Here is a 23,389-nt window from a genome sequence, read left to right on the forward strand (position 1 = left end):
ACTCCGTCGCCGTTTTAGCGTGTTGCCCAACCTTGCTTGTGCAAAGCGTCCAGCATAAACGGACGCTGTTCCTTTTTCAGCGTGCGCATAATCAGGTCGCTCCAGGTATCGCGACGCGCATTGCTGTCCCGTTGCAGATAATACTCGCTTAATTGTTCGTCGTACTCTGCCAGTACCGCTTTATCCAATGGCTGATAGCTGTTTTCGTGAACCAGCATGGACTGTGGCATACGCGGTTTCACCTGATGATCCTGTGCTGGCGTACCGATGCAAAAACCAAACAACGGCATGACAAATTTTGGCAATTTCAGCAGCGTGACAACATCTTCGACCTGATTACGGATCCCGCCGATAAATACCCCGCCCAGACCGAGCGATTCTGCCGCCGTCATGGCATTTTGCGCCATCAGCGCGGTATCCACGCAACCCAGCAGCAACTGTTCGGCAAGGCCAAGTTCTGCTTCGGGATTGATCTGCAAATTACGGTTGAAATCGGCGCAGAAAACCCAAAATTCTGCCGCACTGGCGACATATTTCTGGCCGCCGGTGTACTGCACAAGCGTTTCGCGTAACGCGGGATCGGTAACGCGAATAATAGAAGAACATTGCAGGAAACTGGAAGTCGATGCTGATTGCGCAGCGCTAATAATGGCTTCGCGTTGTTCATCGGATACCGGCTGGTCGGTGAAGGCGCGAATTGAACGGTGAGAGCGCAAAAGGTCGATAGTCGGCGTCATTAAAAATTCCTGAATGGTGTAAGTAAGGAGAAATCTGTATCAATCATTCATGCTGTGAGCACCGTTTGCAAGGTTTGCGGCATCAATTGGTGCAACAATGTGTGGCAGCTAAAAACAGCAGCAGGTTCATTTGGATAGGTCAAAGGTATCGGACTGACAGGTAATTCCTGCTTTTTTTTATGGTTTGCAACAGGCATAGTAGCGACATCAAAAAGGTGATGTGGATAACAAAAATAGTCACTCCCCTTTCATTTTATCTTGCTGGTATTAACAAAGGAGTCTCCATGTTTGCAGTAATTTTCGGGCGTCCTGGCTGTCCTTATTGCGTGCGCGCTAAAGAGTTGGCTGAAAAACTGACTGAAGAACGTGATGATTTCAACTTCCGTTACATCGACATCCACGCGGAAGGCATCACTAAAGCCGACCTGGAAAAAACCGTGGGCAAACCGGTTGAAACGGTTCCACAGATTTTCCTCGATCAGAAACACATCGGCGGTTGCACTGATTTTGAAGCCTATGCCAAAGAGCATCTGGCGCTGTTCAGCAACTGATCCGCAAAAAAAAATAAAGACATACACACAGCAAAAAGGCGCTCAATGAGCGCCTTTTTTATTGGATAGAACTTTATCCGCAAGCATTGGGTTTAACCCCGCCGGAACTGCCGGTACGCAATCACCAGTAAATGAACCAACATGGCGCCCAGAACACACCAGAATATTGCGCTGGTGGCATACGCGAGTTCCTGAACTAACGGCCGGACGCGCGGATAAAATGCCATACGCAATAAATAACAAACCGGAATAGCAGCGAAACCACCGATAAAGGAAGAAGATATCGCCGAATCCCGCGATATCAGGGACGTAATCACACCCGGAATGATAAATAACAGCAGACCATATTCTGGTCCTGGCGTAACGCTTCTAACAATAATCCAACCATTCTTTAATAAAAGAAATATAATTAAGAACATTATGCAACAAATTAAAGGCGCTACCACTTTTCGCCAAATTGCCATTTTACTTCCTCCTTAAAGTTGGCGAGATTTCACAGGTTATCTGCAGCATAAATGTGTACGTTGTTACCTGTCAGAGCCTTCTGGCTCATTTCCCTGAAGTGTCACGCAATCCCGCGAAACACAAAAAAAGCTTTCGGAACATTTATACGGGCATTTCTCTGGCTGAACTGGCGTTCTGTGACTAAAATGACGCCCGAAACCCGATTTCCACTTCACAGGGCTGTTAAGACAGTGCCCGCTGAGTAGGAATTTTCCGTTTCTGAATTTATCCTTTACATTCTCCTATATCAAGAATTTGTTGGTAAACAATAAGTTATCCTTGTGAATATAAACGTCGCTAGTTTGTTAAACGGGAATTACATCCTGTTATTATTTGTGGTTCTGGCACTCGGTTTGTGTCTCGGAAAAATTCGTCTGGGTTCTGTCCAGCTCGGAAATTCTATTGGCGTATTAGTGGTTTCGCTGCTTTTAGGTCAGCAGCATTTCAGCATTAATACCGAAGCCCTGAACCTCGGCTTTATGCTGTTTATTTTCTGTGTTGGCGTCGAAGCCGGACCGAACTTTTTTTCGATTTTCTTCCGCGACGGCAAAAATTATTTCATGCTTGCACTGGTGATGGTCGGCAGCGCCATGTTGCTGGCTCTCGGGCTCGGGCGATTGTTCGGCTGGGATATCGGCCTTACCGCCGGTATGCTCGCCGGTTCCATGACCTCGACGCCGGTTCTGGTCGGCGCAGGGGATACACTGCGCAACACCATGGGCGGCAATAATCTTCTCGGTTCTGAGCTGGATAATCTGAGTTTAGGTTACGCCCTGACCTATCTGATCGGACTGGTCAGCCTGATTTTCGGCGCGCGTTATCTGCCGAAGCTACAACATCAGGATTTACCGACCAGCGCCCAGCAAATAGCGCGCGAACGGGGTCTTGATACCGACAGCAAACGCAAAGTCTATCTTCCGGTGATCCGCGCCTATCGCGTCGGACAGGAACTGGTGGCCTGGGCGGATGGCAAAAACCTGCGCGAACTGGGCATTTATCGTCAGACCGGATGCTATATCGAACGTATCCGCCGTAATGGCATTCTGGCGACGCCAGACGGTGATGCGGTATTGCAGGTCGGCGATGAAATCTCGCTGGTGGGTTATCCGGATGCGCATTCGCGTCTTGATCCGAGTTTCCGAAACGGTAAGGAAGTCTTCGACCGCGACCTGCTCGACATGCACATTGTGACCGAGGAAGTGGTGGTCAAAAATAACCATGCCGTCGGTAAACGTCTGAGCCAGCTCAACCTGACCGATCAGGGGTGTTTCCTGAACCGCGTGATCCGCAGCCAGATTGAAATGCCGATCGACGACAGCATCGTACTGAATAAAGGTGATGTCTTGCAGGTCAGCGGCGATGCGAAACGTGTGAAAAGCGTGGCAGAGCGTATCGGGTTTATCTCCGTACACAGCCAGCTTACCGATTTGCTGGCCTTCTGCGCCTTCTTTATCGTCGGCCTGATGATTGGTCTTATCACCTTCCAGTTTAAAAACTTCAGCTTTGGTATCGGCAATGCAGCAGGCCTGCTGTTCGCCGGGATCATGCTGGGCTTCCTGCGGGCAAACCACCCTACTTTCGGTTATATCCCGCAGGGTGCGCTGAATATGGTGAAAGAGTTTGGCCTGATGGTGTTTATGGCGGGCGTCGGCCTGAGTGCCGGTGCAGGAATCAATAACGGGCTTGGTGCGGTTGGCGGCCAGATGTTGCTTTCCGGCCTGATCGTCAGCCTGGTACCGGTGGTGATCTGCTTTATCTTCGGGGCATATGTCTTGCGCATGAACCGCGCGCTGTTGTTCGGCGCCATCATGGGTGCGCGTACCTGCGCCCCTGCGATGGAAATCATCAGTGATACCGCGCGCAGTAACATTCCGGCACTCGGTTATGCAGGAACCTACGCGATTGCTAACGTATTGCTGACACTCGCCGGGACATTGATTGTCATCATCTGGCCCGGGGCATGACGTAACTCATTGAACCGTAATGTGGCAAAAAAAAATCAATAATTTTTTTAAATTTTTGCCACATGGAACGAACTTTTAAAGTTACCTGTAGTCTTAATTAGTGCCACTGCTTTTCTTTGAAGTCCCCAAATTTGGAGAGCCCGTCAATCCCGCCTCGTTAGGTTCAAGATTGCCGGGTTTTTTCTTTTCTGCTTCAGAATCCCTATAAAATCAAATCAATTATCTGTGATCGATTCTTCCTGACGGATAAACGCTGCCAGTTCATCTTTTTTGTTTACCAGATAATCTGGGAAGAACTCTTTGGTCACCGGGATCACTTTCATGACTCTTTGCCGGTTCCATAAATCCTGATTATTTTCAACGCAGCGGCGGATATGATCAGGGTTGTTGAATTCCGGGGTGTTATGTTCTGTGTGAGAGATGGTAGACATTTTCTCTGAGATCCGCTCATCGGTCATAACCCACGAGAAATGCCATCCCCCGTTATTCACCGTTTTGGTTCTGTACTTCAGCCAGTTCCAGCGCAGCCAGCTCTCCCTGATGACAGATCCCCTTCGCTTCACATTTCTTAGCAAATCAGGTTGGGATAAAAAGAATTTCTTCAGCACTTTGAACTTAACCATCTTCGGCAATTTACATTTGCGCGCCGATCCGTCGTTGTTCAGTACCTGAATATTAAATTTATAGTTGTAGAAATTCTGATGCAGGATGGTGCAAAGATGGAAATGGCTGAACTGTGAAATACTTTCCGGGTTTATTATTTCATCAACGTCAGAAACGATGATGATGTCATCATCCTGCGCATTTTTAAGTCCCAACATGATGGAATTGCGTGCCACAGTCTCATTTTCCCAGGGATCAGATTGTCCAGCTTCAACGACTGAGCAATTAGACTTAAAGGATTTATCATGAATGACGGGGACAGCTTCATTGATTACATAAATAATCTTGTCTTTGAATTTCTCATATTTGCTGATATCGAAATGGAGTTTCTCCCGCTTCTTGCCCGTAAATGTGTACCGCGACTCAACGATGACAAACCAGTCAACATGCGGATAGAGTGTGTTCAGACGGATATCTAACAACATATCCTCGTCATAAAACAAAAAGCAATCGTAAATCATGTGCCAACATCCTGTTGGTAAACTGTAAGGAAATAGAAATAATTTGTGCGTAATGATATCAATAAATTTCCATTTCTTCCCTGGTGATATCTCAGCCTGCCACAAATTATTTCTTTTGCTCCTTTAACTATCTCCCGTTCTGCTGTGAGTCATTCTCGATCACCCGCACCAATGTTCCATCGATATCAATCATGACGCCCATTTTCATCCCTGACTGGATTTGAGGCAGATGAACGCAGGGACGTGAATGAGGCTCCTCGCCGATACCTGCGGCTTTAAAGGCAGCAAACATGGCATCGGCGTCATCGACGCGTAAACAGCAACTGAACCAGCTTGTGAGCGGATCAAGATCTGTGTGCAGGAAGAATTCCAGCGTGAGGGTTCCGCGGGTCATGATCAGCCAGCCGTCATCGACATAGGTCGTGGTGAAGCCAAAACTGCCATAGAAATCTTGTGTCGCGCTGAAATTTCGGGAAGGGAGATTAGGTGTAGCGAAATCGGTCATAGCGGCTCTCTGTCGTCGGAAGATGTCGTTAAACGTTCACGCCATCATGCCTGAGCCATCAATGTGAAGAAAGGTTGAATGTAAACGAAAATCCCCCACCTTTCGGCAGGGGATCTCCAGACACATGAGACGCAGGTGCCCTCACCAATAAGGGCAGCGTCGGTTTATCAGAACTGATAAACCAGACCCACAGCCACAACGTCATCGGTATTGATGCCGGCGTCGCGGGTCAGACGGGTGTTGTCCATCAGGTTGATTTTGTAATCAACGTAAGTGAGCATGTTTTTGTTGAAGAAGTAAGACGCGCCAACATCAACATATTTGGTCAGGTTCTGGTTGCTGTAACCCGGGATATTACGTGCGTGGGAGTGAACATACGCGATAGACGGGCGCAGACCGAAGTCGAACTGGTATTGCGCGACCGCTTCAAAGTTCTGCGCTTTGTCCGCGTAGCCGTAAGCAGTGCTGCCTGCTTTACCGAAGCGGTTTGCGTTGTAGCTCTGGGTGTACATCGCAGCCAGATAGATGTTGTTCGCATCGTATTTCAGACCACCGCTGTACGCAGTCGCTTTGTCGCCGTTACCGATGATTGCCGGATTGTTACGGCCATTTTGCTCGGCGGTACGGTCTGAAGCCATCATGGCTGCTGCAGCGCTGAAGCCTTCGCCCAGGTCATAAGACAGGGACATGCCGTAGCCGTCGCCGTTTTGAGCCAGAACCTCACGGCCGTTGTTAGATTCGGTCGCGCTGCCGTTTTTGCCCTGATACTGAACAGCAACGTCCAGGCCATCAACAACACCGAAGAAATCTTTGTTACGGTAGGTCAGCACGCCGTTAGCACGCTGGAACATGAAGTTGTCTGCGCCGTAAGTATCGCCGCCGAATTCAGGCAATACGTCGGTCCATGCCGCGACGTCGTACATCACGCCATAGTTACGGCCGTAATCCAGTGAACCCCACTGGCCGAATTTCAGACCTGCAAAACCAACACGGGTAAAGTTGTTGTTATCAGCGTTTTCCGGAGAATTCAGAGCTGCCTGATATTCCCACTCACCGTAACCGGTCAGTTCGCTATTAATTTGGGTTTCACCGCGGAAACCCAAACGCATATATGACTGGTCGCCGTCAGTGCTGTCATCGCTGGAAAAATAATGTAAGCCGTCGACTTTACCGAACAGATCAAGTTTGTTGCCGTCTTTATTATAAATTTCGGCAGCGCCAGCGGTGCCGGCCATCATCAGAGCAGGAATTACCAGAGAAAGTGCGCGTAATTTCATCATCAATATCCTTGATTATTTGGAAGCTATCTACATTGCCATCCGGCAAGTTAATTCTCAGCCCACCGTGAAGTTATATTTCTTCTTTAGGGTCTGGAACTGATGGCCGTCAAAATAATCGAGGATAAGTTCCGTTGCAACCGAAAAAAATTTGAAGTTGTTTTCGTTTGGCATTGGTTTAAGTTTAAAAAATCATCAACTCATAATAATAAAACCATATAAAACATAATCTTGACTACGATTACCCCACCCAGTAATTACTATTATCTTTGCAGTGATGCCTGATGATAATAATCATTTCACTGCGGAACTATGGCATGGAAACATAATCTGGATATTGAAAAGCCTAATGTAATGTTTTGTATATCTTCGGTGGCAGGGTTGCAATTTCATCCACAAAAAAGCCTCCGGGATGGGAGGCTGATGGATCTATTTGTACACATGTTTATTACATAATACGTTCGAGATGTTGATCTTTACCGCCTAACCGCCCGTCGGTCTGATTCCATTCATTTTGGTACGCCTGATAAGCAAATACAAATGCCTGATGTCCGTCTTCAAATAACTGGTCCGGACGTTTATGCCAGCCAGAATATGCGTCGTAACGCAAAATTTCATAGCCGCCTTCAACCGGATGAAAAAGGTAAGTGTAATGTTCACAATATTCCGGCGCGTAAGGAATATCTTCTCCCGCTTCCAGTGTAATAAACAGGCCGCCCAGGCGTATTTTAATCATTGATATCCTTTTTTCATTCCACAGTTTAGTCGTCTGTGTGGCCGTCACACAGGCAGTCTCAGCCTTCCGATGCATCCAGCCCGTCACTATTTTGCCACAAACTACCAAAATAATGGCGTCAGGTCTCCCGCCCGAGACGCTGTAATACACTTAAATCAGCAAAAACGGCCTCACGAATCTCCATTTCATTGCTCTCTTATAAAATTTTTCACTACACTATTCAGGCCAAAATGAATTGGCAGTGAAGACTATTTTTATAGGAGTCATTCTCATGACGCAAAATATTTACGATGATCAGGCCTTTTTCGATGGTTATGCCCAACTCGGACGCTCGCAGTTCGGGCTGGACGGCGCACCGGAATGGCCTTCCCTGAAAGCATTGCTGCCAGACATGAAAAACGCGCGCGTGGTCGATCTGGGTTGTGGCTACGGCTGGTTTTGCCGGGCTGCACGTGAAATGGGCGCAGGTGACGTTCTCGGCCTGGATGTCTCAGAAAAAATGCTGGATAAGGCCCGTTCCATGACCCCGGATACGGTTATCCGCTATGAAAGACGCGACCTGGAGACGCTAACCTTACCCGAAGCCTCTTTCAACCTTGCCTACAGTTCCCTGACTCTGCATTACATCGACGCACTGCCCGCGATGTTCCGTACTGTTTTTCAGGCGCTGAAGGCAGGGGGCCATTTCGTCTTCTCCGCCGAGCATCCGGTATATACCGCGCCTTCAGAGCCGGGCTGGAAGCTCAACGGGCAAGGTCATAAAACCTGGCCGGTGGAAGGTTATCAGCGTGAAGGCCAGCGCGTCACTGACTGGTTTGCAGAAGGCGTTATTAAGCAGCACCGGAAGCTCGGCACTTATATCAATTTGTTGATTGAAGCAGGATTCGTTATCTGTCATCTGGATGAATGGGGCCCTTCTGCTGAGCAGATTGCCGCTTATCCGGATCTTGCTGAGGAAGCCGAACGACCAATGCTGTTCCTGATGTCAGTGCAAAAACCGCGTTAATCGTTCCCCCTGATCCCCCCCTCTTTCTGAAATCTTTTCTTTCATTTATCCAGTCAGGCATCACCGCCGGGAGGCTCGTCCTCCCGCCTGCTTAAGGCTTCCTTAAGTTCTTCTGTTTACACTTCATTTCATCGCGAAACTATACCGATGCTCAATGACCGGGGATATTCAGACGATGCCCCTTTACCTCTGTGACCACGCCAATTAACGTATCCGGCGTTTATGAAGGTTTTGCGACTGATTGATCGCAATTTTTTGAAGGCTATTTTGGCCTGTTTATTCGAGGGTAGTTTAATGGAACAGCTGAACCATCTGGTTTTTCTCTGGATTAATGCGACGCCGGCCTCGCCGGAAATGCTGATCAAGTTTGCCTCATTTCTGGCCAATGACCTGATCATCATTGTCCCCCTGCTGATTGTTGGTCTATGGCTTTGGGGACAGCGCGAGAACATTGGCCAGCAACGCGTTCTGGTCAGCAAAACAGCCATTGCCCTTCTTTTTGCGATGGCGACTGCTAAGTCGTTATCGCTGTTATTCCCTCATGCACGCCCTTTTGTGGAGGGTTTCGGACATACCTTCCTCCAGCACGCCCCTGACAGTTCATTCCCTAGCGATCATGGCACCGCCATCTTCACCTTCGCCCTGTCGTTCCTGTTCTGGCACCGCCTGTGGTCCGGCGCAATACTGATGGTGACCGCCGTGGGTATCGCCTGGTCACGCGTCTATCTGGGGGTTCACTGGCCGCTGGATATGGTCGGCGGTTTACTGGTGGGGATGCTCGGCTGCCTGTTCGCACAACTGGTGTGGAACCTGTTCGGTGAGCAGATTAACGCGATGATGTGCAAGGTTTACCGTTTCGGATTTGCCATCCCGATTAAGAAAGGCTGGGTACAGAACTAACAACTGAAACACCCCCCTTAATCATTCGAGTTGCATCAGGGCGGCAAGTGTGTGAAACCCCGGAGCTTACATCAGTAAGTGACCGGGGTGAACAAACGCAGCTACCGCAGAGGCAGCCTGAAGGATGACGGGGTTTTATTTCCCAAAAATACTTGCCCACAGACCGCTGATTTTCATCATCACGAAGTCCCAGATACGACCAATAAAGCCGGTTTCCTTCACTTCCTGCAATGCGACCAACGGACGCTGTTCAATCACTTTGCCGTCCAGACTGAAATCGACCGTACCCACCACCTGATTTTTCGCCAGCGGCGCTTCAAGTTGCTTATTGGTCAGATTAAAGCTGGCTTTGAGATTCTTCAGCTGCCCTTTCGGCATCGTCAGCGACGCATTTTCAGCGACACCCAGCGGTACCATTTTTTCGTCTCCAAACCAGACGCGCTGACTGGTAAATGCATCACCGGCTTTTATCGGCGTCAGGGTTTCGTAAAAGCGGAAACCCCAGGTCAGCAGGCTTTCGCTTTCACTGAAACGGATACGGTCGCTTGGCGCGCCCATCACCACGGCAATCAGGCGCATGCCGGTTGAATCGCTGGCCGAGGAGACTAAGTTATAACCCGCGCCTGACGTGTAGCCGGTTTTAATCCCGTCAACGTTCAGGTTTGAGCTCCACAACAGGCGGTTACGGTTGATCTGTTTGATGTGGTTGAAGGTGAATTCTTTCTCTTTGTGCAGCGCATATTCATCCGGCGTATCGCGGATCAAGGCCTGTGAAAGCAGCGCCATATCGGTGGCGGAGGTGTACTGACCATCCGCATCAAGCCCGTGAACTGTTTTGAAATGCGTATTTTGCAGTTTCAATTGTTCTGCGTAACGGTTCATCAGATTGACGAATGAATCCTGACTACCCGCGACGTAATCGGCCAGCGCGATACTGGCATCGTTACCCGACTGAATGACGATGCCTTTATTGAGTTCGGACACCGGCACGCGGTCGCCAGGTTTTAGGAACATCAGCGAGGAGCCGCGTAATACCGGATTTCCGGTTGCCCAGGCATCGTTGCCGACAGAAACCAGATCATCGGATTTGATTTTGCCAGATTTGATTGCCTGTCCGACCACATAGCTGACCATGATTTTACTCAGGCTGGCCGGGTCAAGACGGGCATCAGGGTTAGATTCGGTGATGATTTTCCCGCTGTTGTAATCCATTAACACCCAGGATTTGGCATTAATCTGAGGGGCGACGGGGCCGGTATCCGCCTGAGCGGCGGGAAGCGCCAGCAGGAGTATTCCACTGCCCAGCGCGTAAATGAAAGTCCGTTTGAATGGGGAAGAAATTGTCATAGGTATCAGCGCTTTTGTCCGGGTAACTGAAATTTATCTTATCTTTCAATCAGATTGTGCAACTCTGTCAGGTGTAAAACCTACTGCTTTCCGGGTCGGGAATAAACCTAAATAGTGTAAAGATCTTAAGAATAGTAGAGTTTTCCGCTGCTTGCGCAGATTCAACTGGCGATAAAAACAGCAGTCAGTGCTTGACCATTTCAAACATGTGCGGCAATTTGGCATACAAACACATACAAAATATCTATAACAATAAACGGCTTATTCACAACATGACGCCAACGTTGATGAACTGACGGCAGGGGCAGAAATGGCAGGTTTGGTCTTTAAAGCGCTGATCGGCGCACTGGTCGTGATCCTGATCGGAATACTCTCTAAAACACGTAACTATTACATTGCCGGGCTGGTGCCGTTGTTCCCGACTTTCGCTCTGATCGCCCATTATATAGTCGGCACTGAACGCAATATCGAGGCACTGCGCACCACCATCATTTTCGGCCTGTGGGCCGTCATCCCGTACATGGTGTATCTGCTTTCCTTATATTTTTTCATCGGTTCGATGAAATTACCTTACGCTCTGATTGCCGCCGTCGCCTGCTGGTCGCTGGCCGCCTGGGCACTGATCAGCCTTTGGACTCGTTTTCACGCCGGGTAAATCGGTTTATTAAGATTACGTGGCAATATCGTTCACAAAACACTCAAACGCCAAAATTGCGCTACGCTGAATGAAGACTGTCAGCTGAGGGAATCCGCACCATGGATCTCGCCATTTTTGAGCTCGACCATACCCTGATTTGTGATGACAGCCACAACCTGTGGCTGCACTGGCTGATTTCTCAGGGTTATGCCTCTTCGGATGAACTCAGTCATTACCGTCTGCATGCCCTGCCTGCACAAAATTCAGTCGCCGGTGGACAGTTTTCCCCGCAATCTGCCGCCCATTACAGTGATTATCTTGCCCGTGCCTTTGTCCCGATGAGCGGTCTGAGTTGCCCGACCGTAGCAAACTGGGTTCAGCGGTTTATTCACCGCGATATCATGCCGCGTGTGTATCCGCAGGCACGTGAAAAGCTGGAGTGGCACCGGGCGCGCGGGGATGAAATCCTGATTGTCTCGGCCTCCGGCGAACATCTGGTGAAACCGGTGGCGAGACGTCTTGGCGCACAGGCGGGTATCGGGTTAAAGGCGGGCGTCAGCAATCAGCGGTTCAGCGGTGTGGTGGAAGGCCATCTGATGTTTCATCAGGGTCGCCTCGACCGGCTGAAACTCTGGCTGGAAACCTGCAAGTCCGATGCTTATCAGCAAATATTTGCCTACAGCCACACGTTATACGATCAGCCTTTGCTGGAATTTGCCGACGTGTCGACGGTGATTAATCCCGGCGAGGCGCTGCAAAATATCGCGGCCGAAAAGGGCTGGCATTCTCAGCACTGGTCGCGCTATCCACATCTGCAACAGACCGCCTGCTGAAGCAAGATGTTTTACCTACAGACCAAAATCACGGATAAACGCTTCGCTTTCCCGCGCTATCTCATCGCGGACAAACTCGATGAATTGCGTCAGCGCAGCGGAACGCCGTTTTCCAGCCGGTGACTGCAACTGCAACGTCCGCTGATTCAGCTGTTCAATGTTAACCGGTTTGACGCGCAGATTGTCGCGGCGCGCTTTATACATAATGGAAAAATGACTGCATGCCGCAATTGCGCCGGGCGTATGCACCATAAAATCGTATAACACAGAGAAACGGTTACAGCTCACCGCCGGTTCGAGAAAAACGCCGCTCATCCGGCATGACAAATCAAACAGCTGACGGATGGTGCTGCCCTGCTCGTTCATCGTCAGCGGATACGGATGTAAGTCCGTCAATTGCACATCCTTTGCAGCCAGCGGATGATCCGGTCGCATTACCATCCTCACCGGTGCGGGAAAAGAGGCCATAATATCCACGCCGCGCTCGGCCACCAGACTGAACTGCAAGGCGAAGTCCACTTCCCCCTTATGGATCATTTCCGACACTTCCACCGCCGTACCGACATTGAGGTAAAACATCACGCCAGGATGATCGTGTCTGAACTGTGAAAACAACTGCGGCAGCAGATCAAACGCCAGCCCGTCGGTACAGGCCATGCGGATCACCGTGCGGCGTACCGCATTCAACCCCTGAATTTCCGCTATCGCATGTTCCATATCCATCATGCTTTTACGCACGTGGTTTTCGAGGATCTGCCCGGCATCATTAAGCACCATCCCGCGGGCATGACGTTCAAAAAGCGGCGCACCGATGCGCTCTTCCAGCCGCTGGATCTGGCGGCTGATGGCAGATACGGCGACAAATAATTGCTTACTCGCCCCGCTCAGTGACCCCGTATTTGCTACCGCCAGAAAATAGCGGATCTCCGAACTTTGCATGACTTTATTGCCTCATAACTGTGCAGATGAGCATTACATTAAAAGCAACGCTAAGTTGCAATTATTATTATTGTGGCAACGCTTGCGCAGCGCTTAGAGTGAAACTGCTAAAAAAACCAACAATAAATCCTCAAAACAATTACAAGCAGGTTTCATATGACAGCGGAAAATATCGTTGAACAGGCGCTGGCCTGGTTCGATCAGGGTGAATATAAACGAACTCTGGCACGCAGGGTCGCTATTGCGACTGAAAGCCAGAGTAATCAGCGCGACGCAGAACTGGCGCGCTATCTCGATGAAGAGATTAAACCGGCACTTTCCGCGATGGGTTTCAGCCTGCTCAGCGTGGAAAATCCTCATGCCGCACACCGTCCTTTTTTGATTGCCACGCGCATTGAAGACAGCAAACTGCCAACCGTACTGAGTTACGGCCATGGTGATGTGGTGTTTGGCGACGATGAAAACTGGCGGCAGGATTTATCGCCCTGGGAGCTTAAAGAAGAAGGTGACCGCTGGTACGGACGCGGCAGCGCCGACAATAAAGGCCAGCACAGCGTCAACATTGCCGCGCTGGAGCAGATTTTCAAAGCCCGCAGCGGCCGCCTGGGATTCAACTGCAAACTGCTGTTTGAAATGGGCGAAGAAATCAGCTCTCCGGGGCTGGCTGAACTTTGCCGTGATTATCGTGAAGAACTGAGCGCCGATATTTTTCTGGCCTCGGACGGTCCGCGTCTGAGCGCAGAACGCCCGACATTATTCCTCGGCTCACGGGGCGCGGTGAACTTCCGTCTGACGATTAACGCACGCGACAATGCCTATCACTCCGGCAACTGGGGCGGTTTACTGACTAATCCGGGTACACAACTGGCGAATGCGCTGGCGTCGCTGGTGAATCAGCACGGTCAGTTGCAGGTTGCGGCTCTGAAACCACCGGCGGTCAGCGAGGCTATCCGTGAGATCCTCAGTGATGTCGATGTGGGTGGTGGTGCCAGCGATCCGCAAATCGACCCGAACTGGGGCGAGGCGGGTCTGACGCCAACCGAGCGTTTGTACGCGTGGAATACGCTGGAAGTGCTGTCGTTCCTGACCGGCAATCCGCAGCGCCCGATGAACGCGATTCCGGGCAACGCTACAGCAGTTTGTCAGCTGCGGTTTGTGGTCGGCACCGACTGGCAGAATCTGGCCCAGCACGTACGCGCATATCTGGATGCTCACGGTTTCCCTCAGGTCGATGTGGAATTTGTACGCGGCTCACCGGCCACCCGTTTTGATCCAACCGATCCGCTGGTCGGCTGGGCGCTGGATATCATGCAGCTGACAACCGGCAAAAAACCGGCACTGCTGCCAAATCTGGGCGGTTCGCTGCCTAATGATGTCTTTGCCGACATTCTCGGTTTGCCGACGCTTTGGGTTCCGCACTCTTATCCGGCCTGCGGCCAGCATGGCGTTAACGAACATATGCTGATTTCCGTGGCCCGCGAGGGGCTGGCCATCATGACTCATCTTTTGTGGGACCTCGGTGAGCGCGGTCCCCGCCTGCTGGAACAGCATCTTGCCCACGCCGGAGGCGCCAAATGAGCCAGTTAAGCGCTACATCTCAACACGCAGGCTCAACGGCAGAAAAGCCCAGCCTGATGAAAACTTTGTTCGCGACCTGTATCGGCAATGCTCTGGAATGGTTTGATATCGCCATTTACGGCTTTTTCGCCAGCTATATCGCCCACGCATATTTCCCGACGTCCGACCCGACCGTCTCCCTGCTGCTGGCATTTGGCAGTTTCGGCGTTTCATTTTTGATCCGCCCTCTGGGTGCCATTGTTCTGGGTGCTTACGCCGATAAACACGGTCGCAAAGCCTCGTTGCTGATGTCCATCAGCCTGATGATGATCGGCGGGCTGATTATCGTTATCACGCCTTCTTACGCCACTATCGGCATGGCGGCACCGCTGCTGATACTGGCCGCCAGGCTGATTCAGGGGTTTTCCGCAGGCGGGGAATTCGGCAGTTCGACGGCGTTTCTGGTCGAACATTTTCCGGAGCGTAAAGCGTTTATCGCCAGCTGGCAGTTCGCCACGCAGGGTGCCAGCACACTGCTGGCCTCGGCTTTCGGGCTGGGTTTATCCGCCGTCCTGAGCGAAACGCAGTTACAGGACTGGGGATGGCGTATTCCGTTTATTTTCGGTCTGCTGATCGGGCCGGTCGGGTTGTATATCCGCCGCCATATCAAAGAATCGGAAAGCTTCAGTAAAGCCGAAAAGACGGCCTCTCCGCTCAAAGAAATCGTGCGTTCACAGAAAGGTCTGTTCTTTACAGCCATCGGTCTGATGGTGGTGTCTACCGCCATTAACTACATGCTGAACTACGTGCCGACATACGCGACCAAAACGCTGCATCTGCCTGCTTCCGCCGGATTCAGCGCCACGCTGGCCGCCGGAATTATTCTGACGGTAGTCACGCCGTTTATGGGGCTGTGGGCAGAGAAAATTGGCCGCCTGCCGCTGATGTGGGGCTCATTGATTCTGTTGCTGCTGACCATTTATCCGGCGTTCTGGCTGATGCTGCAATACACGTCGGCGATGTCGTTGCTGCTGCTGATTAGCTGGCTGGCACTGCTGAAATCGGTGTATTTTTCTACCGTGCCTTCGATGATGGCGGATTTGTTCCCGATAACCACCCGCGCCAGCGGCATGGCGATCAGCTACAACGTTGCGGTGACTGTTTTCGGTGGTTTTGCACCGTTCATCTGTACGCTGCTGATCTCCGCCACCGGCAGCAGTCTGGCACCAGGTTACTATCTGATGGTTGTCGCCCTGCTCAGCGTCTGGTCACTGTTTAAAGCACAAAAAACTCAGCGCTGATTTCGCCTCAGCAGCACTCAGCGGCGGGATATCCTGTTGCTGAGTGTTACTTTTTTCACGTCGCTTAATCACTGAGCGTGGCCTATAGTCTTAGCCAGAAAGATGTACATCTTCTGTTTTCCCCTATTAAAAACAAGGAGTTCCGGATGCTCACCCTATGGGGCCGCGAAAATTCAAGCAATGTCAAAAAAGTGCTGTGGCTGCTCGATGAACTGAATGTGACCTTTCAGCACATCAATGCCGGCGGCGTGTATGGCAAAAACAATGAACCGCTTTATCTGTCGCTAAACCCGAACGGGCTGGTGCCTTGTCTGCAGGACGACGATTTCGTGTTGTGGGAATCCAATGCCATTCTGCGCTATCTGGCAGAACGTTCCGGCGAAGAAGCCTTCTGGCCGGACAATCTGCAACAACGGGCAGCGGCGGATAAATGGCTGGACTGGTGCAGTAACTCGCTGACCGTACCTTTTCGTCAGGTGTTCCTGACGCTGGTGCGCACGCCGGAAGCAGAACGCGATATGTCGGTAGTCGCGGCGGGGATGGCCGCATTTGAAAAATACTGGGCGATTGCCGACGCCGTGCTGGCGAAGCAAAAATGGTTCTCCGGTGAGCAGTTCGGCATCGGTGATATTCCAGTTGCCTGCTACGCCGATACCTGGTTCCGTCTTGATATTGAACGTCAGCCGCATCCGAATCTGGAACGCTGGTATCAGCAACTTCAGCAGCGTCCGGCTTTCTGTAAGCGCGTGATGCTGCCCCTGAGCTGACCGGTCTTCGCGTCGGTTGATCCTGGTTTCGATTTAACCTGCAAAAGGCGGTCATTTCTCACCGCCTTTTCTCATCAAATAACCTCAGCTTTGCGGTGCAATTTTCAGTAACTTGCCATCGCTCTCATCCGTCAGCACATACACAAACCCGTCGCTGCCGATCTGCACTTCGCGGATACGCTCTTTGCGATCGCTAAGCAGCCGTTCCTCATGAGTGACTTTATCGCCGTCAAGCGTCAGGCGGATCAGTGATTCACCCGCCAGCGCCCCGACGAAAAGCGAGTTTTTCCACTGCGGGAATGTCTGCGCGTTATAGAACGCCATTCCGCTCAGCGCAGGCGATACCTCCCAGTAGTAAATCGGATCTTCCGCGCCCGCCAGCGTCGTCCCTTTCGCTTCAGGGATCGGCTGACCCGAATAGTTAATCCCAAACGTCGCCAGCGGCCAGCCGTAGTTTTTCCCCGGCTGCGCTAAATTCACTTCATCGCCACCGCGCGGCCCGTGTTCGGTTTCCCACAGCGCCCCGCTCCACGGATTGATGGCCAGCCCCTGCGGATTGCGGTTGCCGTACGTCCATATTTCAGGCTTCGCATTCTTGTCGTGCACGAACGGATTGTCCTGCGGTATGCCACCTTCCGGCGTGAGACGCAAAATCTTGCCCTGTAACTGATTCAGATGCTGGGCATTAATGCGCTGATTGTTATCGCCGGTGGACAGATAAATATTGCCCTTATCATCAAACGTCATGCGACCGCCAAGATTGATACCGCTTTGCAGGGCCGGTTGCTGAATGAAGATCACTTTAAAATTGCTCAGCGTTTTATTATCCGCCGACAGTGTGCCGTAGCCGAGCGCAGCATGAGGTTCGCCCTTTTCACCCGGCTGCGAGAAGGTCAGATACACCCGACGATTGCTGGCAAAATCCGGCGATAAACGCACATCCCACAAACCGGCCTGTCCGCTGCCCCAGACGCGCGGCACGCCCTTCAGCGGCGAAGAAAGCCCGCCGTCCGGCTTCCATAAACGAAGCTGTCCGCTACGTTCGGTGATCAGCGCGCCCTGATTATCCGGCAAAAAAGCCAGCGACCAGGGATGATCTAAGCCATTCGCCAGTTCCGTCACTTGTGCGCCAGCCTTTGACGGCGGAACCGGGGATTTCGGCGCGGCACCGGCGTGAGCGGATATCAGGACAAGGGTAAAAACAGGCAATAATGTGTCGCGGAAAGAAAAGGACATAAGGCTTCTCCCGGAGGCATTGTTGAGAATGAAATTCAGAGGTGAAGTTTCAGTTTAGGCCATGTGACTGATTTTGCTGCGCGACGGTTCGCTCCCTATAACCAGCAGGAATAACACCTGGCCGAAATATAATAACAACAAGGCATTCCCTCTTTCTTAACATACCGGTAAACTGCCCCAACAGAATAGACGTCTGGACAGACAGACTTCTGTACATCCTCACTTGAAAATGACACCAGAAAAACCGCGTCCGACGGACATCTTTAATAATAAGAGCAATATAATGAGAACAGAATAATGAGAAAAATATCCGCATCCCTGCTGGCATTGAGCCTGTTTTCATCTGTACGCGCCTTCGCTGCCGCTGAAACGCCAGCGCCCGTTCCGGCGGCCATTGCCCAGCACAACGGTCCTGTCCGCATCGCGGTTATCCGTAATCTCGGCTCCGACGACAACACCACCCAGTTTCTTGCCGGTGCCATCAAACAAGGCCGCGCGCTTGGGTTTAAAGTCGATACCTTCCTGAGCAACGGCGATGACGCCAAATTCCAGGATTTCGTCAATCAGGCCATCAGCCAGAAATACGACGGCATCATCCTTTCGCAAGGTCGCGGACCTTACTCTGAAGCGCTGGTGAAACGCATCGCCGCTGCCGGTATTGCGGTGTCTGCCTTTGATACGGAAGTGCCGGAGAATATTCCAGGCGTCACGGTGACTCGTCAGGACGATGCTTCGCTGGCAAAAGCGTCTGTGGGTCAGCTGGTGAAAGATTTCAACGGTAAAGCCAATATCGTTAAATTGTGGGTAGCCGGTTTCCCGCCAATGGAACGTCGCCAGAAAACCTACGAAGCCATTCTGAAAGAGAATCCGGGTATTCATCAGCTGGAGTCTATCGGCGCGGTGTCATCTGACGTTCAGGGCGATACGGCGAACAAAGTCGGCGCGATACTGGCGAAATACCCGAAAGGTCAGATTGATGCAATCTGGGGTGCATGGGATGCCTTCAGCCAGGGCGCATATAAGGCCCTGAAAGAGAATGGCCGTACTGAAATCAAACTCTACAGCATCGACGTGTCGAATCAGGATCTTCAGCTGATGCGCGAAAAAGGCAGTCCATGGCAGATGACCGCCGCTGTCGATACTCAGCTGATCGGCGCCGTGAACCTGCGTATCGTGGCCCTGAAAATTGCCGGTGAGAAAACGCCTGCCACTTATGAATTCCCGGCACAAACCATTCCTCAATCCCTGTTGCTCAGCCAGCCGGATGGCATCAACGTGACCGGCCTGAGTAAAATCATTCCGGGCTGGGGAAAATCTGAAGATTTCACTGCGCCGTGGTTTGCGACGCTGGAAGCAAAATACAAAAAGTAACCGCCTCAGACCTCCCGGAAACGGGAGGTTTTCCTCCGCTGTTCAGTACTTCACCCGTTTGTTCCGCTCAACTTTTCCCCGTTTGCCCCGCGCGATCACAGAAATAAAGAAACATAATTTCAGAAACAAAAATCTCAATAGCCTCAACGCCTTGTAAACGTTAAAACTCCTACTCTCCCATTTCATACGGACATTGAAGCAATGAGTACTGAGATCCTTTCGGTCAAGGAAAAGATTGGATATGGATTAGGCGATGCGGCCAGTCACATAATTTTCGATAACGTCATGCTTTACATGATGTTCTTTTATACCGATATCTTCGGCATTCCGGCCGGTTATGTCGGTACCATGTTCCTGCTCGCCCGCGCGCTGGACGCAATTTCTGATCCCTGCATGGGATTACTGGCCGACCGCACCCGCACCCGCTGGGGGAAATTCCGTCCTTACGTACTGTTCGGTGCTATCCCGTTCGGTATCGTCTGCGTCTTTACCTACACCACGCCTGAGCTCAGCATGACCGGCAAAATGATCTACGCCGCCATCACTTATACGCTGCTGACGCTGATGTACACCGTCGTGAATATCCCTTATTGCGCGCTGGGTGGTGTGATCACCTCTGACCCGACACAGCGTATTTCGTTGCAATCGTATCGCTTCGTGCTGGCCACCGCCGGCGGGATGCTGAGTACGGTGCTGATGATGCCGCTGGTGAATTACATCGGCGGTGAAGATAAAGCGCTCGGCTATCAGGGGGGGATCGCGGTACTGGCAATTGTCGCTGCCATCATGCTGGCGATCTGTTTTGCGACCACCAAAGAGCGTGTCGATCCGGGCAAACCTACCGGCACCATGCGCGAAGATTTGCGTGATATCTGGCACAACGATCAGTGGCGCATTGTCGGCCTGCTGACCATCCTCAATATTATGGCGGTCGCGGTTCGCGGCGGCGCCATGATGTATTACGTCACTTATATTCTCGGCAATCCGGTGCTGTTCGCCTGGTTCCTCGGCGTGTATTCGGTCGGCAACCTGTTCGGCAGCGCACTGGCTAAGCCGCTGACTGACTGGAAATGCAAAGTCAGCGTGTTCTGGTGGACCAACGCTATTCTGGCGGTGCTGAGCATCGGCATGTTCTTCCTGCCGGTGAACGGCAGCGTGCTGATGTTTATCTTCATCTTCGTCATCGGTGTTCTGCACCAGCTCGTGACGCCAATCCAGTGGGTGATGATGTCCGACACCGTCGATTACGGCGAATGGAACGACGGCAAGCGTCTGACGGGTATCAGTTTCGCCGGTACCCTGTTTGTGTTGAAACTCGGTCTGGCACTGGCCGGCGCGATGATCGGCTGGATGCTGGCAGGTTCCGGTTATCAGTCCGGTGCCACGACTCAAAATGCGGCCACCATGACCAGCATTATCGCGTTATTCACTCTGGTTCCGGCAGTCTGCTATCTGCTGAGCGCCATCATCTGCAAACGCTATTACATTCTGCGCACCCCGCTGCTGCGCCGCATTCTTGATGAAGTGGCTCAGGGCATCCGCCGTAATCAGCAAGAATTTATGAAATGAATTTGTTTTTGAAAAACTGAAATTGATTTAACTGAACATGCCCAAAATCATTCGTGCTGAATCAAGGCGGCAACTGAGTAAATCCCCGGGAGCATACACAGGTATGTGACCGGGGTTGGTGAAGGCAGCCAACGCAGAGTCAGCGCGAAGGATGAAGGGCTAAAGGAGGAATTCATTATGAAAATCAGTGACGGTAACTGGTTGATACAAGAGGGTTTGTCGCTGACACATCCGCTACAGGTGTTTGAAGTGCAGCGCTCAGGCAACGACATGGTGATTTATGCCGCGCCGAAAGATGCGTCAGAGCGTGCCAGTCAGCTGGATTCACCGCTGTTTACGCTGCGATTTTTCTCGCCGCAAACCGGTGTTATTGGTGTGCGCATTACTCACTTTGACGGCGAAACCGATAAAGGCCCGCACTATCCGCTGCTGCAATCCGACACACCGGAATTGCGGTTTGAAGATAACGAGGAATTCGCTGCTTTGCACAGCGGTGACCTCTGTGTGCGTGTGACCAAAGGCAATAACTGGACGCTGGATTTCCTGCGCAATGGCCGCCGGATAACCGGCAGCGTCGCCAAATCTAATGGCTACGTGCAGGACGCGAACTCGCAGAAAACCTACATGATGGAGCGTCTGGATCTCGGCGTCGGCGAAACGGTCTACGGCCTCGGAGAGCGTTTCACCGCACTGGTTAAAAACGGCCAGACGGTGGAAACCTGGAACCGCGATGGCGGCACCAGCACGGAGCAATCCTACAAAAACATTCCGTTCTATCTCACCAACCGTGGCTACGGCGTGCTGGTGAATCATCCTGAATGCGTATCTTTTGAAGTGGGCTCGGAGAAAGTCTCTAAAGTGCAGTTCAGCGTCGAAGGCGAGTATCTGGAATATTTCGTCATTGATGGCCCAACGCCGAAAAAAGTGCTCGACCGCTATACCCGTCTGACCGGCCGCCCTGCGCTGCCGCCTGCCTGGTCATTTGGTCTGTGGCTGACGACCTCTTTCACCACCAATTACGATGAAGCCACGGTGAACAGCTTTATCGATGGCATGGCAGAACGCCAGCTGCCGTTGCACGTTTTCCACTTCGACTGCTTCTGGATGAAAGCCTTCCAGTGGTGTGATTTCGAGTGGGATCCTCAAACTTTCCCGGATCCGCAAGGCATGTTGCAGCGCCTGAAAGCGCGCGGTCTGAAAATCTGTGTGTGGATCAACCCGTATATTGGTCAGAAATCACCGCTGTTCCATGAAGGCAAAGAAAAAGGTTATCTGCTAAAACGTCCGGACGGTCGCGTGTGGCAATGGGACAAATGGCAGGCCGGAATGGGAATTGTGGATTTCACTAATCCGCAGGCCTGCGAATGGTATGCAGGACATCTGAAACGTCTGGTGGATATGGGGGTGGACTGTTTCAAAACCGATTTCGGCGAGCGCATCCCGACCGACGTGGTCTGGCATGATGGCTGCGATCCGCAGAAAATGCACAATCACTACGCATTCGTATACAACAAACTGGTGTACGAAACATTGCAGGACAAACTCGGCGCATCTGAAGCCGTGCTGTTCGCCCGTTCAGCATCGGTCGGTGCCCAGCAATTCCCGGTTCACTGGGGCGGTGACTGTTACGCTACCTACGAATCCATGGCGGAAAGCCTGCGCGGTGGGTTATCTATCGGATTGTCTGGCTTCGGTTTCTGGAGCCACGATATCGGTGGATTCGAAAATACCGCTCCGGCGCACATCTACAAACGCTGGTGCGCTTTCGGCCTGCTATCAAGTCACAGCCGTCTGCATGGCAGCAAATCCTATCGTGTGCCGTGGGTCTATGACGATGAAGCCTGTGATGTCGTGCGCCAGTTTACGCAACTTAAATGCCGCCTGATGCCGTATCTGTATCCTGCGTCTTCACAGGCAGCCAGCCACGGAACGCCAGTCATGCGCGCCATGATGCTGGAATTCCCGGAAGATCCGGCCTGCGATTATCTCGACCGCCAGTATATGTTGGGCGATGATTTGCTGGTTGCGCCGGTCTTCAGCGAAGAAGGCGACGTCGATTTCTATCTGCCGCAGGGTCGCTGGACGCACCTTCTGAGTAACGAAGTCGCAGAAGGTTCACGCTGGCATCGTCAGCAGCACGGCTTTGACAGCCTGCCGCTGTATGTCCGCCCGAACACGTTGCTGGCACTCGGCAGTAACGACCAGAAGCCGGATTACGATTACAGCGAGCAAACCGAATTCCATCTGTTTGAACTGGAAGACGGTGCGGTAGCGGAAAGTGCCATCACGGATCTGAACGGGAAAACTGTTTTCAACCTGAAAGCCGAACGGCGGGATGGCGTGATTACAGTGACCCAGGAGGGCCAGGCTGCAGGATGGACACTGTGTCTGCGTAACCTGAGCACCGTGCGTGAAATCTGCGGCGCACATCAGAAAGCGGATTCACAAGGAGTCGTGCTGACACCCGCTGCGGACTGTCGGGAATTGGTGATTACCTTATAAAATTTATCATTTCACAGCCCCGCGAC

The 23,389-nt window shown here is 51.7% G+C and carries 21 protein-coding genes; 12 read left to right on the forward strand and 9 right to left on the reverse strand.

Annotated elements, in window-relative coordinates; translation table 11 throughout:
• Positions 1–14 precede the first annotated feature (14 nt).
• The gene (gene nfsA / locus ACJY2G_RS19015) at positions 15–737 is read right to left on the reverse strand and encodes an oxygen-insensitive NADPH nitroreductase (RefSeq protein WP_430320097.1); all 723 of its coding nucleotides are present in this window, start codon (positions 735–737) and stop codon (positions 15–17) included.
• Between the two features lie 284 nt (positions 738–1,021).
• Between nfsA and ACJY2G_RS19020 the strand changes: the two genes are divergently transcribed.
• Positions 1,022–1,288, forward strand: a complete 267-nt coding sequence (locus tag ACJY2G_RS19020; RefSeq protein WP_013575818.1) for a GrxA family glutaredoxin — start codon at positions 1,022–1,024, stop codon at positions 1,286–1,288.
• 92 nt (positions 1,289–1,380) lie between these two features.
• On the opposite strand, the gene ybjM is transcribed toward ACJY2G_RS19020, so the two are convergent.
• Complete coding sequence (gene ybjM, locus ACJY2G_RS19025) at positions 1,381–1,752, reverse strand: inner membrane protein YbjM (RefSeq protein ID WP_120163047.1); 372 nt, start codon at positions 1,750–1,752, stop codon at positions 1,381–1,383.
• A 321-nt stretch (positions 1,753–2,073) separates the two neighbouring features.
• Here ybjM and ACJY2G_RS19030 point away from each other — a divergent pair, with 321 nt between their 5' ends.
• The gene (locus tag ACJY2G_RS19030; protein ID WP_439291995.1) at positions 2,074–3,756 is read left to right on the forward strand and encodes an aspartate:alanine antiporter; all 1,683 of its coding nucleotides are present in this window, start codon (positions 2,074–2,076) and stop codon (positions 3,754–3,756) included.
• A gap of 215 nt (positions 3,757–3,971) precedes the next feature.
• Here ACJY2G_RS19030 and ACJY2G_RS19035 read toward each other — a convergent pair whose 3' ends face one another.
• The 4 genes from ACJY2G_RS19035 to ACJY2G_RS19050 all read right to left on the reverse strand — a co-directional run bounded on the left by ACJY2G_RS19035 (position 3,972) and on the right by ACJY2G_RS19050 (position 7,398).
• Positions 3,972–4,985, reverse strand: coding sequence for a benzoate transporter (locus ACJY2G_RS19035; protein ID WP_439291996.1), 1,014 nt, complete (start codon positions 4,983–4,985; stop codon positions 3,972–3,974).
• Between the two features lie 22 nt (positions 4,986–5,007).
• Positions 5,008–5,385, reverse strand: coding sequence for a bleomycin resistance protein (locus ACJY2G_RS19040; RefSeq protein ID WP_120163049.1), 378 nt, complete (start codon positions 5,383–5,385; stop codon positions 5,008–5,010).
• 167 nt (positions 5,386–5,552) lie between these two features.
• A complete protein-coding gene (ompC, locus tag ACJY2G_RS19045; protein WP_430320240.1) occupies positions 5,553–6,662 on the reverse strand; it encodes a porin OmpC in 1,110 nt (369 codons plus the stop codon).
• 448 nt (positions 6,663–7,110) lie between these two features.
• Complete coding sequence (locus ACJY2G_RS19050; protein WP_112289384.1) at positions 7,111–7,398, reverse strand: hypothetical protein; 288 nt, start codon at positions 7,396–7,398, stop codon at positions 7,111–7,113.
• A gap of 271 nt (positions 7,399–7,669) precedes the next feature.
• Here ACJY2G_RS19050 and ACJY2G_RS19055 point away from each other — a divergent pair, with 271 nt between their 5' ends.
• Together ACJY2G_RS19055 and ybjG are read left to right on the forward strand one after the other, a co-directional pair.
• Positions 7,670–8,404: a class I SAM-dependent methyltransferase gene (locus tag ACJY2G_RS19055; RefSeq protein WP_430320096.1), complete on the forward strand. Its 735-nt coding sequence runs from the start codon at positions 7,670–7,672 to the stop codon at positions 8,402–8,404.
• A 294-nt stretch (positions 8,405–8,698) separates the two neighbouring features.
• Positions 8,699–9,304 (forward strand): undecaprenyl-diphosphate phosphatase, encoded by a 606-nt coding sequence (gene ybjG, locus ACJY2G_RS19060; RefSeq protein ID WP_120163052.1) that lies wholly within the window; start codon positions 8,699–8,701, stop codon positions 9,302–9,304.
• Positions 9,305–9,439: 135 nt separating this feature from the next.
• Here the strand turns inward: ybjG and ACJY2G_RS19065 are convergent, their stop codons facing one another.
• Positions 9,440–10,651, reverse strand: a complete 1,212-nt coding sequence (locus ACJY2G_RS19065; protein ID WP_120163053.1) for a serine hydrolase — start codon at positions 10,649–10,651, stop codon at positions 9,440–9,442.
• Between the two features lie 310 nt (positions 10,652–10,961).
• Here ACJY2G_RS19065 and ACJY2G_RS19070 point away from each other — a divergent pair, with 310 nt between their 5' ends.
• The gene (locus ACJY2G_RS19070; protein WP_112289388.1) at positions 10,962–11,306 is read left to right on the forward strand and encodes a GlpM family protein; all 345 of its coding nucleotides are present in this window, start codon (positions 10,962–10,964) and stop codon (positions 11,304–11,306) included.
• Positions 11,307–11,407: 101 nt separating this feature from the next.
• Entirely contained in the window at positions 11,408–12,121 is a 714-nt protein-coding gene (locus tag ACJY2G_RS19075) for an HAD family hydrolase (protein WP_430320095.1), read from the forward strand.
• Between the two features lie 15 nt (positions 12,122–12,136).
• On the opposite strand, the gene ACJY2G_RS19080 is transcribed toward ACJY2G_RS19075, so the two are convergent.
• Positions 12,137–13,060, reverse strand: coding sequence for a LysR family transcriptional regulator (locus tag ACJY2G_RS19080; protein ID WP_430320094.1), 924 nt, complete (start codon positions 13,058–13,060; stop codon positions 12,137–12,139).
• 156 nt (positions 13,061–13,216) lie between these two features.
• Here ACJY2G_RS19080 and ACJY2G_RS19085 point away from each other — a divergent pair, with 156 nt between their 5' ends.
• From ACJY2G_RS19085 to ACJY2G_RS19095, 3 genes are all read left to right on the forward strand, one after another.
• Entirely contained in the window at positions 13,217–14,638 is a 1,422-nt protein-coding gene (locus ACJY2G_RS19085) for a M20 family metallopeptidase (RefSeq protein WP_430320093.1), read from the forward strand.
• Positions 14,635–15,918: an MFS transporter gene (locus tag ACJY2G_RS19090; protein ID WP_120163057.1), complete on the forward strand. Its 1,284-nt coding sequence runs from the start codon at positions 14,635–14,637 to the stop codon at positions 15,916–15,918. Before ACJY2G_RS19085 ends, ACJY2G_RS19090 begins: the two co-directional genes overlap by 4 nt.
• Positions 15,919–16,064: 146 nt before the next feature.
• Positions 16,065–16,685: a glutathione S-transferase family protein gene (locus ACJY2G_RS19095; RefSeq protein WP_430320092.1), complete on the forward strand. Its 621-nt coding sequence runs from the start codon at positions 16,065–16,067 to the stop codon at positions 16,683–16,685.
• Positions 16,686–16,769: 84 nt separating this feature from the next.
• Here the strand turns inward: ACJY2G_RS19095 and ACJY2G_RS19100 are convergent, their stop codons facing one another.
• On the reverse strand, positions 16,770–17,921 hold the full coding sequence (locus tag ACJY2G_RS19100; RefSeq protein WP_430320091.1) for a PQQ-dependent sugar dehydrogenase: 1,152 nt from the start codon (positions 17,919–17,921) through the stop codon (positions 16,770–16,772).
• 297 nt (positions 17,922–18,218) lie between these two features.
• On the opposite strand from ACJY2G_RS19100, the gene ACJY2G_RS19105 reads away from it, so the two are divergent.
• The 3 genes from ACJY2G_RS19105 (at position 18,219) to yicI (ending at position 23,363) form a co-directional block, all read left to right on the forward strand.
• Positions 18,219–19,292 carry a sugar ABC transporter substrate-binding protein gene (locus tag ACJY2G_RS19105; RefSeq protein WP_430320090.1) on the forward strand — a complete coding sequence of 358 codons (1,074 nt, stop codon included), beginning with the start codon at positions 18,219–18,221 and terminating at the stop codon, positions 19,290–19,292.
• A gap of 201 nt (positions 19,293–19,493) precedes the next feature.
• Complete coding sequence (locus ACJY2G_RS19110) at positions 19,494–20,861, forward strand: glycoside-pentoside-hexuronide family transporter (RefSeq protein ID WP_120163061.1); 1,368 nt, start codon at positions 19,494–19,496, stop codon at positions 20,859–20,861.
• A 177-nt stretch (positions 20,862–21,038) separates the two neighbouring features.
• The gene (gene yicI, locus ACJY2G_RS19115) at positions 21,039–23,363 is read left to right on the forward strand and encodes an alpha-xylosidase (RefSeq protein ID WP_439291997.1); all 2,325 of its coding nucleotides are present in this window, start codon (positions 21,039–21,041) and stop codon (positions 23,361–23,363) included.
• The last annotated feature ends 26 nt before the right edge of the window (positions 23,364–23,389 follow it).

The organism is Rahnella sp. ATs2, assembly GCF_051851855.1.
GTDB classification, from domain to species: domain Bacteria; phylum Pseudomonadota; class Gammaproteobacteria; order Enterobacterales; family Enterobacteriaceae; genus Rahnella; species Rahnella variigena.

Excerpts from the sequence above, each read along its gene's own strand:
- nfsA (WP_430320097.1), bottom strand. The coding sequence starts at position 737 with ATGACGCCGACTATCGACCTTTTGCGCTCTCACCGTTCAATTCGCGCC.
- ACJY2G_RS19020 (WP_013575818.1), top strand. The coding sequence starts at position 1,022 with ATGTTTGCAGTAATTTTCGGGCGTCCTGGCTGTCCTTATTGCGTGCGC.
- ybjM (WP_120163047.1), bottom strand. The coding sequence starts at position 1,752 with ATGGCAATTTGGCGAAAAGTGGTAGCGCCTTTAATTTGTTGCATAATG.
- ACJY2G_RS19040 (WP_120163049.1), bottom strand. The coding sequence starts at position 5,385 with ATGACCGATTTCGCTACACCTAATCTCCCTTCCCGAAATTTCAGCGCG.
- ompC (WP_430320240.1), bottom strand. The coding sequence starts at position 6,662 with ATGAAATTACGCGCACTTTCTCTGGTAATTCCTGCTCTGATGATGGCC.
- ACJY2G_RS19050 (WP_112289384.1), bottom strand. The coding sequence starts at position 7,398 with ATGATTAAAATACGCCTGGGCGGCCTGTTTATTACACTGGAAGCGGGA.
- ACJY2G_RS19055 (WP_430320096.1), top strand. The coding sequence starts at position 7,670 with ATGACGCAAAATATTTACGATGATCAGGCCTTTTTCGATGGTTATGCC.
- ybjG (WP_120163052.1), top strand. The coding sequence starts at position 8,699 with ATGGAACAGCTGAACCATCTGGTTTTTCTCTGGATTAATGCGACGCCG.
- ACJY2G_RS19065 (WP_120163053.1), bottom strand. The coding sequence starts at position 10,651 with ATGACAATTTCTTCCCCATTCAAACGGACTTTCATTTACGCGCTGGGC.
- ACJY2G_RS19070 (WP_112289388.1), top strand. The coding sequence starts at position 10,962 with ATGGCAGGTTTGGTCTTTAAAGCGCTGATCGGCGCACTGGTCGTGATC.
- ACJY2G_RS19075 (WP_430320095.1), top strand. The coding sequence starts at position 11,408 with ATGGATCTCGCCATTTTTGAGCTCGACCATACCCTGATTTGTGATGAC.
- ACJY2G_RS19080 (WP_430320094.1), bottom strand. The coding sequence starts at position 13,060 with ATGCAAAGTTCGGAGATCCGCTATTTTCTGGCGGTAGCAAATACGGGG.
- ACJY2G_RS19085 (WP_430320093.1), top strand. The coding sequence starts at position 13,217 with ATGACAGCGGAAAATATCGTTGAACAGGCGCTGGCCTGGTTCGATCAG.
- ACJY2G_RS19090 (WP_120163057.1), top strand. The coding sequence starts at position 14,635 with ATGAGCCAGTTAAGCGCTACATCTCAACACGCAGGCTCAACGGCAGAA.
- ACJY2G_RS19095 (WP_430320092.1), top strand. The coding sequence starts at position 16,065 with ATGCTCACCCTATGGGGCCGCGAAAATTCAAGCAATGTCAAAAAAGTG.
- ACJY2G_RS19100 (WP_430320091.1), bottom strand. The coding sequence starts at position 17,921 with ATGTCCTTTTCTTTCCGCGACACATTATTGCCTGTTTTTACCCTTGTC.
- ACJY2G_RS19105 (WP_430320090.1), top strand. The coding sequence starts at position 18,219 with ATGAGAAAAATATCCGCATCCCTGCTGGCATTGAGCCTGTTTTCATCT.
- ACJY2G_RS19110 (WP_120163061.1), top strand. The coding sequence starts at position 19,494 with ATGAGTACTGAGATCCTTTCGGTCAAGGAAAAGATTGGATATGGATTA.
- yicI (WP_439291997.1), top strand. The coding sequence starts at position 21,039 with ATGAAAATCAGTGACGGTAACTGGTTGATACAAGAGGGTTTGTCGCTG.